The organism is Streptomyces sp. 7R007 (assembly GCF_054850255.1).
This window is the reverse complement of record NZ_JBTWMV010000006.1, coordinates 245,781-262,718: the sequence shown is the minus strand read 5'-3', so window position 1 is coordinate 262,718 and position 16,938 is coordinate 245,781. Positions and strand designations below refer to the sequence as shown.

16 protein-coding genes are annotated in these 16,938 nt (G+C 73.0%); 5 read left to right on the top strand and 11 right to left on the bottom strand.

Annotation, left to right across the window (positions count from 1 at the left end):
• The first annotated feature begins 33 nt into the window (after window positions 1-33).
• A complete protein-coding gene (locus ACYF6T_RS11095) occupies window positions 34-1,068 on the top strand; it encodes a GlxA family transcriptional regulator (protein ID WP_461695564.1) in 1,035 nt (344 codons plus the stop codon).
• Here ACYF6T_RS11095 and ACYF6T_RS11090 read toward each other — a convergent pair.
• The 4 genes from ACYF6T_RS11090 to ACYF6T_RS11075 all read right to left on the bottom strand — a co-directional run bounded on the left by ACYF6T_RS11090 (window position 958) and on the right by ACYF6T_RS11075 (window position 5,519).
• Complete coding sequence (locus ACYF6T_RS11090; RefSeq protein WP_461695562.1) at window positions 958-2,226, bottom strand: MFS transporter; 1,269 nt, start codon at window positions 2,224-2,226, stop codon at window positions 958-960. The two genes, ACYF6T_RS11095 and ACYF6T_RS11090, sit on opposite strands and share 111 nt — an antisense overlap.
• Window positions 2,227-2,356: 130 nt before the next feature.
• Window positions 2,357-3,406, bottom strand: coding sequence for a Zn-dependent alcohol dehydrogenase (locus ACYF6T_RS11085; RefSeq protein ID WP_461695560.1), 1,050 nt, complete (start codon window positions 3,404-3,406; stop codon window positions 2,357-2,359).
• The gene (locus tag ACYF6T_RS11080) at window positions 3,406-4,557 is read right to left on the bottom strand and encodes an acyl-CoA dehydrogenase family protein (protein ID WP_461695559.1); all 1,152 of its coding nucleotides are present in this window, start codon (window positions 4,555-4,557) and stop codon (window positions 3,406-3,408) included. Before ACYF6T_RS11080 ends, ACYF6T_RS11085 begins: the two co-directional genes overlap by 1 nt.
• Window positions 4,558-4,610: 53 nt before the next feature.
• Window positions 4,611-5,519: an SDR family oxidoreductase gene (locus ACYF6T_RS11075; RefSeq protein WP_461695557.1), complete on the bottom strand. Its 909-nt coding sequence runs from the start codon at window positions 5,517-5,519 to the stop codon at window positions 4,611-4,613.
• Window positions 5,520-5,603: 84 nt separating this feature from the next.
• On the opposite strand from ACYF6T_RS11075, the gene ACYF6T_RS11070 reads away from it, so the two are divergent.
• Entirely contained in the window at window positions 5,604-6,530 is a 927-nt protein-coding gene (locus ACYF6T_RS11070; RefSeq protein WP_461695555.1) for a cyclase family protein, read from the top strand.
• 361 nt (window positions 6,531-6,891) lie between these two features.
• Here the strand turns inward: ACYF6T_RS11070 and ACYF6T_RS11065 are convergent, their stop codons facing one another.
• The 4 genes from ACYF6T_RS11065 to ACYF6T_RS11050 form a co-directional block, all read right to left on the bottom strand.
• Complete coding sequence (locus tag ACYF6T_RS11065) at window positions 6,892-7,338, bottom strand: ATP-binding protein (protein ID WP_461695651.1); 447 nt, start codon at window positions 7,336-7,338, stop codon at window positions 6,892-6,894.
• Between the two features lie 475 nt (window positions 7,339-7,813).
• On the bottom strand, window positions 7,814-8,743 hold the full coding sequence (locus ACYF6T_RS11060) for an acyl-CoA dehydrogenase family protein (RefSeq protein WP_461695553.1): 930 nt from the start codon (window positions 8,741-8,743) through the stop codon (window positions 7,814-7,816).
• Between the two features lie 5 nt (window positions 8,744-8,748).
• Complete coding sequence (locus ACYF6T_RS11055; RefSeq protein WP_461695551.1) at window positions 8,749-9,882, bottom strand: acyl-CoA dehydrogenase family protein; 1,134 nt, start codon at window positions 9,880-9,882, stop codon at window positions 8,749-8,751.
• Complete coding sequence (locus tag ACYF6T_RS11050) at window positions 9,882-11,090, bottom strand: amidohydrolase family protein (RefSeq protein ID WP_461695550.1); 1,209 nt, start codon at window positions 11,088-11,090, stop codon at window positions 9,882-9,884. Before ACYF6T_RS11050 ends, ACYF6T_RS11055 begins: the two co-directional genes overlap by 1 nt.
• 86 nt (window positions 11,091-11,176) lie before the next feature.
• Between ACYF6T_RS11050 and ACYF6T_RS11045 the strand changes: the two genes are divergently transcribed.
• A complete protein-coding gene (locus ACYF6T_RS11045) occupies window positions 11,177-12,694 on the top strand; it encodes a class I adenylate-forming enzyme family protein (protein WP_461695548.1) in 1,518 nt (505 codons plus the stop codon).
• Here ACYF6T_RS11045 and ACYF6T_RS11040 read toward each other — a convergent pair.
• Together ACYF6T_RS11040 and ACYF6T_RS11035 are read right to left on the bottom strand one after the other, a co-directional pair.
• Window positions 12,678-13,190, bottom strand: coding sequence for an EF-hand domain-containing protein (locus ACYF6T_RS11040; RefSeq protein WP_461695546.1), 513 nt, complete (start codon window positions 13,188-13,190; stop codon window positions 12,678-12,680). The genes ACYF6T_RS11045 and ACYF6T_RS11040 overlap by 17 nt on opposite strands.
• Before the next feature lie 145 nt (window positions 13,191-13,335).
• Window positions 13,336-13,752, bottom strand: a complete 417-nt coding sequence (locus ACYF6T_RS11035) for an STAS domain-containing protein (protein WP_461695544.1) — start codon at window positions 13,750-13,752, stop codon at window positions 13,336-13,338.
• A gap of 312 nt (window positions 13,753-14,064) precedes the next feature.
• On the opposite strand from ACYF6T_RS11035, the gene ACYF6T_RS11030 reads away from it, so the two are divergent.
• Together ACYF6T_RS11030 and ACYF6T_RS11025 are read left to right on the top strand one after the other, a co-directional pair.
• Window positions 14,065-14,634, top strand: coding sequence for a sigma-70 family RNA polymerase sigma factor (locus ACYF6T_RS11030; protein WP_461695543.1), 570 nt, complete (start codon window positions 14,065-14,067; stop codon window positions 14,632-14,634).
• A complete protein-coding gene (locus ACYF6T_RS11025) occupies window positions 14,631-16,025 on the top strand; it encodes a zf-HC2 domain-containing protein (RefSeq protein ID WP_461695541.1) in 1,395 nt (464 codons plus the stop codon). The genes ACYF6T_RS11030 and ACYF6T_RS11025 overlap by 4 nt, the downstream gene beginning before the upstream one ends.
• A 26-nt stretch (window positions 16,026-16,051) precedes the next feature.
• Here ACYF6T_RS11025 and purU read toward each other — a convergent pair whose 3' ends face one another.
• The gene (purU, locus tag ACYF6T_RS11020) at window positions 16,052-16,933 is read right to left on the bottom strand and encodes a formyltetrahydrofolate deformylase (RefSeq protein ID WP_461695540.1); all 882 of its coding nucleotides are present in this window, start codon (window positions 16,931-16,933) and stop codon (window positions 16,052-16,054) included.
• Between the last annotated feature and the right edge of the window lie 5 nt (window positions 16,934-16,938).

Below are 16,938 nucleotides of genomic sequence, written 5' to 3'. Positions count from 1 at the left end.
GGCCCGAAGGACAGCATTCGTTAGGATCGGGCCATGGGTCCTGAGAGAGGTCGTCCGCATCGCGTCGTCGTGCTCGCCATGGACGGGCTGCTGCCCTTCGAGCTGGGCATCCCGCACCGCATCTTCGGCCGTCCCAGGGACGCCCTGGGACGGCGCCTGTACGAGGTCCTCACCTGCTCGCTGCGGCCACCGGGCCCGGTGCGCACCGACGCCGACTTCTCGATCACCGTGGAGAACGGCCCCGAACTCCTCGCCACCGCCGACACGGTCGTCGTCCCGGCGTCTTACGAACTCGGCCCCGTCTTCGAGGAGGGCGTCCTCACCCCCGAACTGGCCGCCGCCCTCGCCCACATCCGCCCCGGCACCCGGCTCGCCTCCATCTGCACCGGCGTCTTCGTCCTGGCCGCCGCCGGCTACCTGGACGGCCGCCGCGCCACCACCCACTGGGCCGAGACCGACCAGCTGCAACGCCTCTTCCCGCGGATCGACGTCGATCCGGACGTGCTGTTCATCGACGACGGCGACGTGCTCACCTCGGCGGGCGTCGCGGCCGGCATCGACCTGTGCCTGCACATGGTGCGCCGCGACCACGGAGCGGCCGTCGCCAACGAGGTGGCCCGCCGCACCGTCGTACCGCCGCACCGCGACGGCGGGCAGGCGCAGTACATCCACCGCCCGGTGCCCGACCCGCAGCAGGCCACCACGACCACGGCCCGCGCCTGGGCCCTGGGCCGGCTGCACGAGCCGATCCAGCTGCGCGACATGGCCGCGCAGGAGTCCATGTCGGTGCGCACCTTCACCCGCCGCTTCCGCGAGGAGACCGGTGTCAGCCCCGGGCAGTGGCTCACCCAGCAGCGCGTGGAGCGGGCCCGGCACCTGCTGGAATCCACCGACCTGTCCGTGGACCAGGTGGCCCAGGAGGCCGGGTTCGGGACGGCGCAGTCGATGCGGCAGCACCTACAGGCGGCGCTCGGGGTCACGCCCACCGCGTATCGCCGCACCTTCCGGGCCGCCGGCCAGGGCGGCGGCGGCTTCCTCGGGTACGGCGAGGTGGGCGCCGTCCGCTGACCGGCGCACCCGGCGGGCCTCGCCCCACCAGCCGACCGCCGTCAGCAGCAGGGTGAGGGCCACGCCGGCCAGGATGGCGGTAGACGGCCGCGTCACGTCGAACAGGGCCCCGGCAAGCGAGCCGGTGGCCGCGTAGCCCGCGCCGCCGGCCGCGTACATCACCGCGTACCCGGCGGCCTGCGCGCTCGCCGGGAGGGCCGCGCGCAGCGACAGGTTGCGGGTGAGCAGCACGGCCGACTGCAGGACGCCGCCGACGGCCAGCGCCGCGGCGATCCCGGCCGGGTGCGGTATCAGCGCGACGAGGGTCACGCACGCCGACATCGCGCCCATCAGCACGGCGCTCCGGGTGCGCAGCGTCCCCGGCCAGCCGCGCAGCCCGTAGAGGAAGGCCCCGAGCGCGCCGCCCACGGCCAGTCCCGTCAGCATCGGACCGGACCAGCCGACGCGGATGCCGCGCTGGTCGAGCAGGGCGGGCAGGACGAGTTCGGCGAGGCCCAGCAGGGCGAGGCCGGCCGCGCCGGTGACGAACAGGGGCCAGGCGGCGGCCAGCAGCGCGAGCGGCGACTCCCCCGCCCGCCGGCCCTCCGCCCGCCAGCCGGCCGGCAGCAGCCACAGCCCGCCGACCGACGCGGCCATCAGGGCGGCCGCGAGCAGCAGCGGGGCGCGCGGGGCGACGCCGAGGGCGAGGCCGGTGACGGCGACCGGGGAGACGGCCCAGACGGCGGAGTTGAGCATCGACTCGGCGGACAGCGCCTGCGGCACCGCCCGCTCGGGCACCAGGTCGGTGAGCAGCGAGCGCAGCGCGCCCGTGGAGGCGGCGGGCGCGGCGCCGGCCAGGGCGGCGAAGGCGGCGAGGACCACCGGGTGCGCGCCCGGTAACGCGCCCAGCCCGGCGAAACCGGCGGCCCCGGTCGCAAGCCCGGCGACCAGTTGCGGGCGGGCCCGCTCGGGACGCAGCCGCATGCCGAGCACCGGGGCGCCCACGATCTCGCCGATCACGTACGCCGCGGCGAGGACCGCGCCCAGCGCGTACCCCCCGGGCCGCTCCCGCACCAGGAAGACCACGGCGAGCGGAGCCATGGCCACCGGCATGCGGGCCCCGACCGAGGTGCAGGCCCAGGCGAGGACCCGCGGCGAGACGACATCGCGGTAGCTCATGCCACGACAGTAAGTCCCCTCACTGACAACACCCCCCACTCGAACGGCCCGTTCACCTCAGGCCCCGGACCAGCGTCTCGGCCGTCCGCCGGGTCACCGCCGTGTGCGCCGTGCCCCGGCCCTCTCACGCTCAGAACGTGAGCACCCCCCGTGCCACCCGGCCCGCCTCCGCGTCTGCCTTCGCCTTCTCGAAGTCCTCGATCGGGTAGGTCTCCGTGACCAGTTCGTCCAGCAGCAGGCGTCCGGAGCGGTACAGCTCGGCGTAGAGGGCGATGTCGTGCTGAGGCCGTGACGAGCCGTAGCGGCAGCCCAGGATCGACTTGTCCAGGTACAGGGAGGAGACGAGGAAGGACGCCTGCGCGGTCGCCGCCGGCACGCCCAGCAGCACCGCCTGCCCGTGCCGGTCGAGCAGGTCGATCGCCTGCCGGATCAGCTCCACCCGGCCCACGCACTCGAAGGCGTGGTCGGCCCCGGTGGGCAGGATCTCCCTCACCCCGTCCGTGGAGGTCAGGAAGTGCGTCGCCCCGAACTGCCGCGCGACCGCCTCCTTCGCCGGGTTCGCGTCCACGGCGACGATCCGCGACGCGCCCGCGATCCGCGCCCCCTGGATGACGTTGAGCCCGATCCCGCCGGTGCCGATGACCAGCACCGACTCCCCCCGGTCGACCCGCGCCCGGTTGAGCACGGCCCCCACCCCCGTCAGCACCCCGCACCCGATCAGCGCGGCGCACGGCAGGGGGATGTCCTTGGGCACCCGCACCGCCTGCACGGCCTTCACCACGGTCCGCTCCACGAAGGCGGAGTTGGACGCGAACTGGTACACCGGCCGACCGCCCCGCGCGAACGGCCGCCCCGGCCGCCCGATGGCCTGCCGGCACATGGTCGGCCGCCCCCGGTCGCAGTCCGCGCACGTCCCGCAGTTCGCCAGCGTGGACAGCGCCACATGGTCGCCGGGCGACACATGGGTGACGCCCACACCCACCGCCTCCACCACCCCGGCGCCCTCATGGCCGAGCACCACAGGAACCGGGAACGGTATGGTCCCGTCCACCACCGACAGATCGCTGTGGCAGAGCCCGGCCGCCGAGATCGCCACCAGCACCTCCCCCGGCCCCGGGTCGCGCACCTCCAGGTCCTCCACGACCTCGACCCGTTTGCCGTCGTACACCACACCGCGCATCACTCGGCCCCCTTGGGCTCTCTCGGCAGACCGAGCACCCGCTCGGCGATGATCGTGCGCTGCACCTGGTCCGAGCCGCCGTAGATCGTGTCGGCGCGGGAGAACAGGAACAGGTGCTGGTCCCGGTCGAGTTCGTACGGCGCCGACGGCGACCAGTCCGCCGGTCCCACGGACGCCTCGGCCCCGCGCACCCGTACCGCGAGCTCCCCGAGCCGCTGGTGCCAGCCGGCCCACAGCAGCTTGGCCACGCTCGGCGCGCCCCCGTCCCCACCGCCGCCCAGGGTGCGCAGGGCGTTCCAGCGCATGGCCCGCAGTTCGGCCCACAGCCGCACGAGCGCGTCGCGTACGACGGGGTCGGCGACCGCGCCGGTCCGTACCGCCGTCCGTACCACCCGCGTCAACTCCTGTGCGAAACCGACCTGTTGGGCGAGCGTCGACACCCCCCGCTCGAACCCCAGCAGGCTCATCGCGACCCGCCAGCCCTGCCCCTCTCCGCCGACGACGTGCTCCCCGCGCGCGTGCGCGCCGTCGAAGAAGACCTCGTTGAAGTCGCTGGTCCCGGTCAGCTGCCGGATGGGCCGTACCTCGATCCGCCCCGGCTGGTCCATGGGCAGCAGCAGAAAGGTCAGCCCGTGGTGCCGCCGCGACCCCTCCTCGGTCCGCGCCAGCACGAAGCACCAGTCGGCCTCGTGGGCGAGCGAGGTCCAGATCTTCTGCCCGGTGACGCGGTACGTCCCGTCCGAGTCCCGCACGGCCCTCGTCCGCACCCCGGCGAGGTCCGAGCCGGCGCCGGGCTCGCTGTACCCCTGGCACCACAGTTCCTCCCCCGCGGCGACGGGCGGCAGGAAGCGGGCCTTCTGCTCGTCCGTGCCGTGTGCGAGGAGGGTGGGCGCGAGCAGGTTCTCGCCGATGTGCCCGGAGCGGGGCGGCGCCCCGGACCGCGCGTACTCCTCGGCCCAGACGACCTGCTGGGTGAGCGTGGCGGTCCGGTTGCCGTACCCGGCCGCGGTCCAGCCGAGCCCGATCCAGCCGGCCTTGCCGAGCACGCGCTCCCAGGCACGGCGGTCGTCCGCGTCAGAGGCGTGCGCCGCGAGCCAGGCGCGGGCCTCCCACCGGAACTCCTCGTCCTCGGCGGCGAATCCAAAGTCCACTGACATCTCCTCATGACGCCGGGCACGGATGCCGACTCAGGGGGCGGGAGCTCTCAGGCGTTCGGCCGTGCCCCGTCCCGCGCCGCCCGCTCCATGGCCTCCACCTGCCGGAGCATCGGCATCGGATCCACCCCCACCGACCCCGGCAGGAACTCCGCTATCCGCTCCGGAGTCCAGGAGGAGCCCTCGGCGTACGCCGCGCGCAGTTCCCTCGGCTGCGCCCACACCGCCAGCTTCGGCCCGGCGATCGTGTACACCTGTCCGGTGATCTCCTTCGCGCGGTCCGACAGCAGGTAGACCACGAGGGCGGCCACGTCCTCCGGCTCCCCGATCTCCGCCAGCTCCGTGGGCACGTTGGCGGACATCCGCGTACGGGCCACCGGCGCCACCGCGTTGGCGGTCACCCCGTACTTGTGCAGGCCCAGCGCGGCGCTGCGCACCAGCGAGATGATCCCGCCCTTCGCCGCGCTGTAGTTGGCCTGCGAGACGGAGCCCTGGTGGTTGCCGCTGGTGAACCCGATCAGCGTCCCGGACCGCTGCCTGCGCATCACCGCCGAGGCCGCCCGGAAGACCGTGAACGTTCCCTTGAGATGCGTGGCGACGACCGGGTCCCACTCCTCCTCGGTCATGTTGAACAGCATCCGCTCGCGCAGGATGCCGGCGACGCACACCGCCCCGTCGAGCCGCCCGTACGACGCCAGCGCCGTCTCCACGATCCGCGCGCCGCCCGCCATCGTGGACACGTCGTCGGCCACGGCGACGGCCTCCCCGCCGGCCGCCTCGATCTCCTTGACCACGCCCTCGGCGACCTCGCTGGTGGGCGCGGAGCCGTCGACGGAGACGCCGTAGTCGTTGACGACGACCTTCGCCCCCTCCGCCGCCGCGGCCAGGGCCACCGCCCGTCCGATGCCGCGCCCGGCGCCGGTCACGGCGACGACCTTGCCTGCCAAGAAGTTCCCCACGACCGGCCCCTTCCCGCGGTTTCTGACGGACCGTTAGATTTTATGACCCGTCAGACCGCCTCAGACAAGCCCCGGGGAGGGCCGATGTCGTTGCCCGCCGAGTTCCACGAGATCGCCAAGCGCGTGAACAACTGGGGGCGTTGGGGCTCCGACGACGAGATCGGCACCCTCAACCTGATCACCGACGAGGTGGTGCGGGAGGCCGCCGCGACCGTCCGCACCGGCCGCCGCGTGCCCCTCGCCCTGCCCCTGAAGCAGGACGGCGTGCAGACCGGGATGATCCCGGGGCGGGTGAACCCGCTGCACGTCATGGTGCAGGTCAACCAGGAGCTGTTCGGCCCGGGGACGGTCGCGTGCAGCGACGACGCCGTGACCATGGGACTGCAGGCGGGCACCCACTGGGACGCGCTGACGCACGTCTCGCACTCGGGCCGGCTCTACAACGGCCGCCCCGCCGGCACCGTGACCGCCCACGGGGGCGCCGGGTTCGGCGGCATCGACAAGGTGGCGCACCTCGTCTCGCGCGGGGTGCTGCTGGACGTGGCCCGCGCGCGGGGCGTGGAGCGGCTGGCGGGCGGCCACGCGGTGACGCCGGAGGACCTGGAGGCCGCCGAGGAACTCGCCGGCACGCGCGTGCGCGCGGGGGACGTGGTGCTCGTACGGACCGGGCAGGTGCAGGTCTACCTCGCCGGGAACAAGGAGGGGTACGGCTACCCGTCTCCCGGGCTCTCGGTGCGCACCCCCGAGTGGTTCCACGCGCGCGATGTGGCCGCCGTCGCCAACGACACCCTCACCTTCGAGATCTTCCCGCCGGAGATCGAGGACCTGTGGCTGCCGGTGCACGCGCTGGACCTGGTGGAGATGGGCATGCTCCAGGGCCAGAACTGGAACCTCGAAGAGTTGTCCACAGCCTGTGGAGAAAGCGGCCGGTACGCGTTCCTGCTGTCGGCGATGCCCGAGCCGTTCGTGGGCGCGACCGGCACACCGGTGGCCCCCGTCGCCGTGCTGTGAGCCGGGGAGTCCGGCCGGCGGCGCGCGATGGTCCGCCCCGAGCACGGCACCGCGCGCCACCCACCGACCCGACGCTCCCGCCCCGATCCCCGAAGGCCCCGAGGGGACCGACGCCGAGTCACGACCCACACTCGTCGAGGACTTGCGTCACCGAAGCCCTCGTCGTCCCCTCGCGGCGAATCGCTGACCACCAGCGTGATCACCCGGACACGGTGCGTCAACAGCCGTTCGGGGATTTGTTGCCCGCGCCGAGCCCGACACGACCGCGCACGGGAGCACGTCCCGGCGCACCGCCACGGCAGCCCCCTCCCGGGGCGGCCGATTCTGCATCCGTGCCCCGCCGCTGACGGACCCGCGCCGGTCAGACCACCTCGAAGGCGACGGTGCCGTACGACAGCGCGCCGCCCCCCGCGCCCCGGGCGCCGCAGCGGTCCAGCTCGCACCAGATGCGCTTGCCGGCACCCTCGGGGCTCCAGCCCCAGCGGTCGGCGAGCCCGTCGACCAGGGCGAGCCCGCGCCCGCCGGTCGCGTCGCCGTCGAGACAACGCGGCACCGGGGCCCGGTCGCTGGAGTCGGCCACCTCGACGCGGACGGTGGCCGTCTCCGCCGTCACCCCGGGCAGCGACAGGCGCAGCACGGCCGGCCGGCCGGTGTGCACCACGGCGTTGGTGACCAGTTCGGAGACGAGCAGGATCAGCGTCTCGGCGAGCGGCTCGTCGGCCGTTATGCCGGACCCGACGAGGCGCGAGCGGGCCCACCTGCGGGCGCGCCCGACCTCGGCGGGGTCGGGCCGGATCTCCAGCTGCACTTGAAGCACCTGCACCGCTCACACCATCCGAACCGGCGGACACATGACCTCACGCCGTGCGCGCAGCACGGCGAGAGCCACGATCGTAGCCATTTTCTGCATGGCCAGAACAACGACCAGAGCAGGAGTCACGGAACGTGAATCCCTTGTGGGACAGCATGGTTGACGTACAGTCACCCCAACAAGCGCTTCGGGCATATTCCAGCGCGAAGGAGTACCCGTGCGGCATACTGTGCGACGCCCGTCGCGAGCAGTCGAACAGCCCTGATCCGGCCTCGCCCCAGAGGCAACACCGGCCCGGCTCGTGCTCGCAGCCACTCGCATCCCACAGAAGGTACCGGAGCGGGGCGCCGACTCCGGGACGTGACGGGTCACCCTTAGGACACAACCCGGTATCAACGCTCCGTGATTCCGGCATGCCACAATCCGCGACATCCATGGGTACGGCTTCGGCGGGCTCCCAGACCAGGGGCGTTCAGGCCGCCAGATCGGCCGCGAGCAGCTCCTCACTCTCCGTGCCGCCGCCGGCACGCTGCGCCCTCACCCACGCCCGCTTCAGGTGCAGATGCACCTCGGACTCCCAGGTGAAGCCCATGCCGCCGTGCACCTGGAGACAGTCGCGGGCGCCCCGTACGGCGGCCTCGTCGGCGAGCAGCCGGGCCGCGGCGATGTCCGCCCGGTCGGCGGTGACGGCCGCCGCGTAGACGGCCGCGCGGGCCACCTCGGCCCGCACCAGCAGCTCGGCGCACAGGTGCTTGACGGCCTGGAACGCCCCGATCGGCTGCCCGAACTGCTCTCGGGTCCGGGCGTGTTGCACGGCCAGCTCGCACACGCGCCCGGCGGTGCCGAGCTGCTCGGCGGCGGTCAGCAGCACGGCGACGGGATCGGTCCGCCCCGGCGCCGGCACCCGGTGCAGGGGCGTCAACGGATCGACCGACGCCAGCGGTACGGCCCCCTCGGCACCCCGCAGCACGACGTCGGCCTCGTCCATCCACTCCACGATCCGCCCGTCCACGGCGGCGACGACGGTCTCCCCTCGGGCGGCACCAGGCACGTCCCCCGCGGCGAGATGCGTGGCGACGAGCGGCCCGGGCACCAGCCCCCGCCCGGCCTCCTCGAAGGCCAACACGGCCTCGGGCAGCCCCAGTCCGGCCCCGCCGTCGGCTTCGTCCAACCGAAGCGAGAAGAACCCCAGGTCCCCGAGCGCCCGCCACATCTCCCGGTCCAGACGGGGCGGACCCTCGCCGGGCCGGGCAACGCCCTCAAGGGGCGCGGGGCCGTGTCGATCCGCGGCTCCGCCGCGGGGCGCGGCCGGCCACGACCCACCCGCACCCGCCCAACGATCCACGACCCCCCGCACGGCCCGGCGCACTTCCTGCTGTTCCCGCGTCAGTTGAAACCGCACGGCCCTCACCTCCCCTTCGGCAGCCCCAGGATGCGCTCCCCCACGATGTTCCGCTGGATCTGCGAGGTCCCCGCCGCGATGGTGTACGACAGCGACGACAACCGCTCCACCACCCACGGCCGTTCGAGGTCGAGGCAGTCCGCCCCGAGCACCTCGGCCGCCGCGTCGTACAACTCCTGCCGGGCGTGCGAATACCGCAGCTTGAAGACCGAGCCCCCCACCCCCGGCACGCCCCCGCTCGCCTCCGCCTCGCTCACGTTCCACTGGGTCAGCCGCCACAGCGCCCGGAACTCCGCGTTCAGCCGCCCCAGCCGCCGCCGCAGCGCCGCGTCGTCCCAGCGGCCGTTCTTCCGTGCCTCCGCGGCGAGTTCGCCCAGCACCCGCCGGCAGGCGACCACCTCGCCCACGAACGCCGTGCCGCGCTCGAAGGACAGCGTCACCATCGTCACGCGCCAGCCGTCGTTCTCCTCCCCCACCCGGTTGCCGGCCGGCACCCGCACGTCGTCGAGGAACACCTCGGCGAACTCGGCCGATCCGGCGAGGGTGCGCAGCGGCCGTACGGTGATCCCCGGCGCGTCCATCGGCATCGCCAGCCACGTGATGCCGCGGTGCCTCGGCGCCTCGGCGTCCGTGCGCACCAACAGCTCGCACCAGTCGGCGACTTCGGCGTGCGAGGTCCAGATCTTGGAGCCGCGCACCACGTAGTCGCCGCCCTCGCGCCACGCGCGCGTGCGCAGGGACGCGAGGTCGGAGCCGGCGTCCGGTTCGCTGAAGCCCTGGCACCAGACCTCCTCGCCGCGCAGGATCGGCGGCAGCCAGCGCTCCCGCTGCCCGGGACTCCCCTCGGCGGCGATGGTCGGCCCGGCGTGCAGCAACCCCACGAAGTTCGCGCCGACATAGGGGGCGCCCGCCTTCTCGGTCTCCTCCAGGAAGATCAGCCGGATCGTCGGGGAGGCGTCCCAGTGGACGTCGGCGTACCCGGCGTCGTGGAGCATCCGCTGCCACCCGAGGTCGTAGGCCCTGCGTGCGGGCCAGTCGGCCGGCGACGGCTTCGGCGGGAGCGTCGGCAGCACCTTGCCGAGCCACTGCCTCAAACCGGCCCGGAACTCCTCCTCTTCGGGCGTGTACGACAGGTCCACTAGCGGTCCAGGTCCAGGTCCAGGTCCAGGTCCAGCATGCGGATCGCGTTGCCCCGCATCAGCTTGTAGACCGTCTCGTCGTCGAGGCCCTTCACATGGTCGAGGGCGACCTCCTTGGTGTCCGGGAAGGTCGAGTCGACGTGCGGGTAGTCGGTCTCGAAGGTGGCGTTGTCGCGGCCCACGACGTCCAGCGAGGCGACCCCGTGCCGGTCGCGGAAGAAGCAGCAGAAGATCTGCCGGTAGTAGTACGTCGAGGGGGGTTCGGGGATCAGGTCGCGCACCCCGCCCCAGGCGCGGTGCTCCTCCCAGACGTCGTCGGCGCGTTCGAGGGCGTACGGGATCCAGCCCATCTGGCCCTCGGAGTAGGCGAGTTTGAGGGTCGGGAACTTCACCAGGACCCCGCTGAAGAGGAAGTCCATCATCGACGCCATGGCGTTGTTGAAGGACAGGGAGGCCTGGACGGCGGGCGGGGCGTCGGGGGAGGCGGCGGGCATCTGGGAGGACGACCCGATGTGCATGTTCACCACCGTGCCGGTGTCCTGGCAGGCCGCGAAGAAGGGGTCCCAGTAGCCGGAGTGGATGGACGGCAGGCCGAGGTGGGTGGGGATCTCGGAGAAGGTGACCGCCCGCACCCCGCGCGCGGCGTTGCGGTGGATCTCCTCGACCGCCAGGCCGACGTCCCACAGCGGGATCAGGCACAGCGGGATGAGCCGGCCGCCGCTGTCGCCGCACCACTCCTCGACCATCCAGTCGTTGTAGGCGCGCACGCAGGCGAGGGCGACCTCCTTGTCGTGGGCCTCGGCGAAGGTCTGGCCGCAGAAGCGCGGGAAAGTGGGGAAGCACAGGGAGCCCTCGACGTGGTTGAGGTCCATGTCCTCCAGCCGCGCCTTGGGGTCCCAGCAGCCGCGCCGCATCTGCTCCCGGGTGATGCCCTCCAGGGTCATCTCGTCGCGGGAGAAGCCGACGGCGGCGATGTTGCGTTTGTAGGGGAACTTCAGGTCCTCGTAGATCCACCAGTCGGTCGGCGGGCCGTCCGGGTCCATCGTGATCTGGTACTTGCCGCCGACGTAGGCGAGTTCGCCGATGCCGGCGGTGAGGGGCTGCGGGCCCCTCTCCCGGTACCTGGCCGGCAGCCAGGTCTCGAAGAGGTGCGCGGGCTCGATCACGTGGTCGTCGACGCTGATGATGCGGGGCAGTTCGGTGGCCATGGTTCCCCTCCGCCGGACGGTACTTATCTGATGACCCGTCAGATAGCATGTCACCTGACGAGTCGTCAGCCAAGCAGGGGGCAGACATGACCGACACCCCGCACTCCCTGGGTTCCGCCCGCACCCTGTGGGAGCTGGTGGACCGCCGCGCCCGGCTCACCCCCGACCGTCCGGTGCTCCTCCAGGACGACCGCACGCTGACCTTCGGCGACCTGCGGGCGCGGGCCGAGCGGGTGGCGGCCGGCCTGTACGGCATGGGCGTGCGCCCCGGCACGGTGGTCGCCTGGCAGCTGCCCACCCGCATCGAGACGGCCCTGCTCTCCTTCGCGCTGGCCCGTCTGGGCGCCGTGCAGACCCCCGTCATCCCCTTCTACCGGGACCGCGAGGTCGGCTTCGCGCTGCGCGAGTCGAAGGCGGAGTTCTTCGCGGTGCCGGGCACCTGGCGCGGCTTCGACCACACGGAGATGGCCCGGCGGCTCGGCGCCAAGGGGGTCTTCGAGGCGTACGACGACCTGCCCGACGGCGACCCGTCCGTCCTGCCCCCGCCTCCCGTCGAGGGCGCCTCCGTGCGCTGGATCTACTGGACCTCCGGCACGACCTCCGACCCCAAGGGCGTGCTGCACACCGACCGTTCGCTGATCGCGGGCGGCTCCTGCCTGGCCCACGCCCTGCACCTCTCCGCCGACGACGTGGGCTCGATGGCCTTCCCCTACGCCCACATAGCGGGCCCCGACTACACGGTGATGCTCCTGCTGTACGGCTTCCCGGCGGTGATGTTCGAGCAGTTCGCGATGCCGGACGCGCTGGAGGGCTACCGCAGGCACGGGGTGACGGTCGCGGGCGGGTCGACGGCCTTCTACTCGATGTTCCTGGCCGAGCAGCGCAGGCAGCCGGGACGGAAGGTCGTTCCCACGCTGCGCCTGCTCGCGGGCGGCGGGGCGCCGAAGCCGCCGGAGGTGTACCACGCCGTCGTACGGGAGATGGGCGTGCAGCTCACCCACGGGTACGGCATGACCGAGGTCCCGATGATCACCATGGGCGACCCCGGGGACAGCGCCGAGAACCTGGCGACCACCGAGGGACGGCCGCCGGAGGGGATGGAGATACGGATCGTCGACGGGGAGGTGCGGCTGCGCGGGGAGGCCGTGTGCCAGGGCTATCTGGACCCGGCGCAGACGGCCGAGGCGTTCGACGAGGACGGCTTCCTGCGCACCGGCGACCTGGGGTACCTCACCGGCTCGGGCCACCTCGTGCTCACCGGGCGGCTGAAGGACGTGATCATCCGCAAGGGCGAGAACGTCTCCGCGAAGGAGATCGAGGACCTGCTGGCCGCCCACCCGGCCGTCGGGGACGCCGCCGTGATCGGGCTGCCGGACGCCGAGCGCGGGGAGCTGGTCTGCGCGGTGGTCGAACAGCCGCCCGGGGCGCCGGAGTTGACCCTCGCGGACGTCGTGTCCCACCTGCGCGCGGAAGGGCTGTCGGTGCACAAGCTGCCGGAGCGGCTGGAGGTGGTGGACGCCCTTCCGCGCAATGAGACGCTGCGCAAGGTGCTCAAGTACAAGCTGCGCGAGCGCTATGCGGCGAGCGCTACTCGGCGACGGTGAAGTAGCGGGCGAACGCCGGCACGATCTCCGCCTCGCCGACCCGGCCGTCCCCGTCGGTGTCCAGCGCGGCGGCGGTGGCCCGGGCGACGTCCTCGGCCACGCCCAGACTGCGCAGCACGCGCGCGGTGTCCTCGACCGTGGCCCTGCCGTCCCCGTCGGCGTCGGCGATGTCCAGGGCCGCGTGCAGGAAGGGACGGGCGATCTCGGCGAACCGCTCGGGGTTGTCGCGCAGCCGCTTGACCGCGCCGTTCACGAACTCCTCGCGGGTGATGCGCTGGTCGCCGTCGCGGTCCGCGATCCCGGCCATGCCCTGCCAGAAGGCCTCGGCGCCGGCGTACAGGGCCTGCCCCTTGTCGGAGCGGGCCGCCGTGCCGAACTCGGCGAGCAGCGCCTGGGCCGCCACGCTGAAGTCCGCGCGGTCGATGTAGCCGCTGCCGTCCTGGTCGAAGGTGGCGAACCGGGCGGCGATCCTGCGCTCGTACTCGCTGCTGACCATGTCTTCCGTGCCGCCTCACGTCGTGTCGGGGTGCTTCCGGACGGGAGCGTACGACGCGAAAGGATGCCGGGGAGCGCGAAAGCGACGCCTGTGCCAAGACCGGGGGAATTTCGGGACAACGATGTGGCAGAGCGTGTGGCACGGCTCACGCCGACAGCGGCCCGGCCTCCTCCGTCGCCGCTTCCGCCAGGTCGGCGTAGACGTCGAACAGGCGCCGCACGCCGAGGGCGCCGAGCACCCGGTTGACGTGGGAGCCTCCCCCACGCTCGGCTTCGCTCGCGCGGGAGGTGCCCCCATCCGCGCCCTGGGCGGGCAGTATCAGGCGCAGCCGGCCCTGGCAGGAGCGGATCAGCCGGCGGGCGGCGATGAGCACGCCGACGCCGCTGGAGTCGCAGAAGAAGACGTCGGAGAGGTCGAGGACGAGACTGTGGCGGCCGTCGGCGACCACGTCGTGGACCCGCTGGCGCAGCGCCGGCGACGTCACCAGGTCCAGCTCGCCCGACACCCGGAGCACGGCCCAGTCGCCCTGCTCGTCGTCGGTCACATAGAACGCCACCACCATGCCCTTCGCTCGCCGGAATCCCCGCAACCGGAAGCCGTCCCTACGCTTCCTTGCAGCGCGGCTGCCCACCGGCCGTTCCCTGAAACGCGGGCCCGAAAACGGAAAGCGATCGAAAGAGGCTTGTTTTAGTCGGCTTCGATCCTGTTCGATCAGATCTGGACCGGGTAGGCGAAGCCTCACTATCACCTGCGGCTCCGCTGGGGGCGCGCATTGCCACAAAGGGGCGTGCGCTGTCAGACGTGCCGACTACATTCGAGGAGACGTCGGCCGCAGGCTGGACGGACGGAACGAACGGGCGGGTGAGGGGGTCGCATGGCGAAGAAGGACGTACCGCCCCGCTGGGACCGCAAGATGCAGCAGCGGCTGGCCCGCGGCGAGGCCGCGGCCCTCGGCGAGCTCTACGACCGTTTCGCCTCCCTGGTGCACGGCCTGGCCCACCGCGTCCTCGGCGACGAGCACGCGGCCGACGGCATCACCCGTGACGTCTTCGCCCACGTCTGGGAGCACCCCGACTCCTACGACCCCCGCCAGGGCCCCCTGCGCACCTGGGTGGCCACGCTGGCCCACCGCCTCGCCGTGCAGCGGCTGCGCGCCACCGAGACCGCGGCCCTCGCCCGGGGCGGCGGCTCCGCGGAGGAACTGGAGCGCAGGGTGCGCCGCGCCTCGGTCGCCGCCCGCGCCGACTACATCGTGCAGTCCATGCCCGCCCCGCTGCGCGCCGCCCTGGAGCTGGCGTACTTCCAGCGCCGCGACTACCGCCAGACCGCCGGCGACCTCGGCGTCACCGAGGACGAGGCCCGCCGCCGCCTGCGCCTGGGCCTGCAACTGCTGTCCACCGCCCACGACGCGGGCACCCCGCCGGACCACGGGGGTGCGGTGTGACCCGCTTCGAGGCGTACGACGAACACGGGGGCCACGAGGACGGCGACGACAAGGACGAGCGGACGCAGAGTGGTCACGGCGGCCGGCAGGACACCCCCGCGGGGCACGCAACCGGCGCGCACGGCCCGTCCGGCCCCGGCGACGGCAAGGGCGACGGCGACGGGGGCGGCGAGGACCCGGACCGGTCCCCGCGCATACCCCTGCCCCGCGCCTCCGTCGAGGACGGCGGACGGCCGCTGCCCGAGCCGGAGGGCCTGGCGCCGCCCCCGCTCGTCCTGGCGCACCCGGTGCTGAAGTCCCTGCTCGGGGCGTGGGCGCTGGCCGCCTGCTCGAAGGAGGAGACGGCGGCCGTCGAGGAGCACCTGGGCAGCTGCGGCTCCTGCGCCGACGAGGCGCTGCGGCTGCGCGAGGCGGTCGGCCTGCTGCACCAGCCGGAGAGCCTCGATCTGGACCCTGCCCTGCGCACCCGCGTCCTGGAGGGCTGCCTGGACCGGCGCCCGCCGCGCATCCCGGTGCCCGAGTGGGCGGCGCCCTACGACGCCGAGACCGCCCGGCTCGACGCGCTGCTGCAGGACATTGGGGACGCCGAGTGGCACGCGCCCGTGCGGCTGCGGTGGTTCGAGGACGACGACGCCACGAGCCGCCGTACGACCGTCGCCGGCGTGATCGCCCACCTGCTGTCGGTCGACGGCCTGATCGCCCTCGCGCTCGGCCTCGACGACCCGCTCGGCGACCTCGTCGACCAGGCGCCGACACCGGCCGCGCGCACGGAGGCGTACTGGCGCACCTCGCACTTCCCGCCCGGCCGCTCCGTGCGGGCGCCGTGGCGCGAGCAGAGCCACGACCTGGTGCGCACGGTGTCCTTCACCGGCAACACCGGCACGGGCTCGGCGAAGCTCCCCGTCTCCTACGGCGACTTCCACCTCCCGCTGCACGACGCGATGGTGGACCGCGCCTTCGAGTGCTGGGTGCACGCGGAGGACATCGCCGACGCGGTCGACTACCCCTACGCGCCCCCGTCCCCGCGCCACCTGCACCGCATGATCGACCTCGCGGCCCGCATGCTGCCCGCCGCGCTGGCCCGACGCCGGCAGAGCGGGCTGGCGTCGCCGGCCCACGGCCGCCACCTGGGCCTCGCCGGCCAGGCGGGCCGAACGCTGCGGCTGGAGATCGAGGGGCTGGGCGGCGGCGAGTGGCTGATCCCGCTGGACTCACCGGCGGCGGTGGGCTCCACGGAGTTCGAGGTGGCGCACGTGGCCCTGGACGGCGTGGAGTTCTGCCACCTGGCCGCGGGCCATGTGCCACCGGCGGAGGCCGCGGCGGGGCAGGTGGGCGACCGCGAGGCGATCAGGGACGTACTGTTCGCGGCGGCGTCGCTGAGCCGCATGTAGGAGGACCCCCGGGGCCCGTCGCGACCCTAGGCGAACACGACCGTGCGTCGGCCGTTCAGCAGGATCCGGCGCTCGGCATGCCACTTCACCGCGCGCGCCAGTGCCTGGCACTCCACGTCACGGCCGATCGCCACCAGCTGGTCCGGCGTGACGTCGTGGCCGACGCGCTCGACCTCCTGCTCGATGATCGGCCCCTCGTCCAGGTCCGCGGTCACGTAGTGCGCCGTCGCCCCGATCAGCTTCACGCCCCGCGCATGGGCCTGGTGATACGGCTTCGCGCCCTTGAAGCTCGGCAGGAACGAGTGGTGGATGTTGATGATCCGCCCGCTCAGCTGCTTGCACAGGTCGTCCGACAGCACCTGCATGTAACGGGCGAGAACGACCAGCTCGACGTCGTTCTCGCGGACGATCTCCAGCAGCCGCGCCTCCGCGTCCGCCTTGGTGTCCTTCGTCACCGGGACGTGGTGGAAGGGGATGTTGTAGGAGCCCACCAGCTCGGCGAAGTCCGTGTGGTTGGAGACCACCGCCGCGATCTCCACGGGCAGCGCCCCGATCCGCGCCCGGAAGAGCAGGTCGTTCAGGCAGTGCCCGAACCTGCTGACCATCAAGACGATGCGCATCTTCTCGTCGGCGCGGTTGATCTGCCAGTCCATGTGGAAGGAGTCACCGATCGCCGCGAAGCTCGCGCGCAGCTTGTCCACCGTCACCGGCGCCTCCGCCGAGAAGTGGACGCGCATGAAGAACAGACCCGTGTCGTGGTCGCCGAACTGCTGGCTGTCCTCGATGTTGCAGCCGGTCATGAACAGGTAGCTCGACACGGCGTGCACGATGCCCTGCTTGTCCGGGCAGGAAAGGGTGAGGACGTACTGGTCGGCTGCCGCGGCGGCTCGGGGGGACTGCTCGTTCATGCAGG

Excerpts from the sequence above, each read along its gene's own strand:
- ACYF6T_RS11095 (WP_461695564.1), top strand. The coding sequence starts at position 34 with ATGGGTCCTGAGAGAGGTCGTCCGCATCGCGTCGTCGTGCTCGCCATG.
- ACYF6T_RS11090 (WP_461695562.1), bottom strand. The coding sequence starts at position 2,226 with ATGAGCTACCGCGATGTCGTCTCGCCGCGGGTCCTCGCCTGGGCCTGC.
- ACYF6T_RS11085 (WP_461695560.1), bottom strand. The coding sequence starts at position 3,406 with ATGCGCGGTGTGGTGTACGACGGCAAACGGGTCGAGGTCGTGGAGGAC.
- ACYF6T_RS11070 (WP_461695555.1), top strand. The coding sequence starts at position 5,604 with ATGTCGTTGCCCGCCGAGTTCCACGAGATCGCCAAGCGCGTGAACAAC.
- ACYF6T_RS11050 (WP_461695550.1), bottom strand. The coding sequence starts at position 11,090 with ATGGCCACCGAACTGCCCCGCATCATCAGCGTCGACGACCACGTGATC.
- ACYF6T_RS11045 (WP_461695548.1), top strand. The coding sequence starts at position 11,177 with ATGACCGACACCCCGCACTCCCTGGGTTCCGCCCGCACCCTGTGGGAG.
- ACYF6T_RS11040 (WP_461695546.1), bottom strand. The coding sequence starts at position 13,190 with ATGGTCAGCAGCGAGTACGAGCGCAGGATCGCCGCCCGGTTCGCCACC.
- ACYF6T_RS11035 (WP_461695544.1), bottom strand. The coding sequence starts at position 13,752 with ATGGTGGTGGCGTTCTATGTGACCGACGACGAGCAGGGCGACTGGGCC.
- ACYF6T_RS11030 (WP_461695543.1), top strand. The coding sequence starts at position 14,065 with ATGGCGAAGAAGGACGTACCGCCCCGCTGGGACCGCAAGATGCAGCAG.
- purU (WP_461695540.1), bottom strand. The coding sequence starts at position 16,933 with ATGAACGAGCAGTCCCCCCGAGCCGCCGCGGCAGCCGACCAGTACGTC.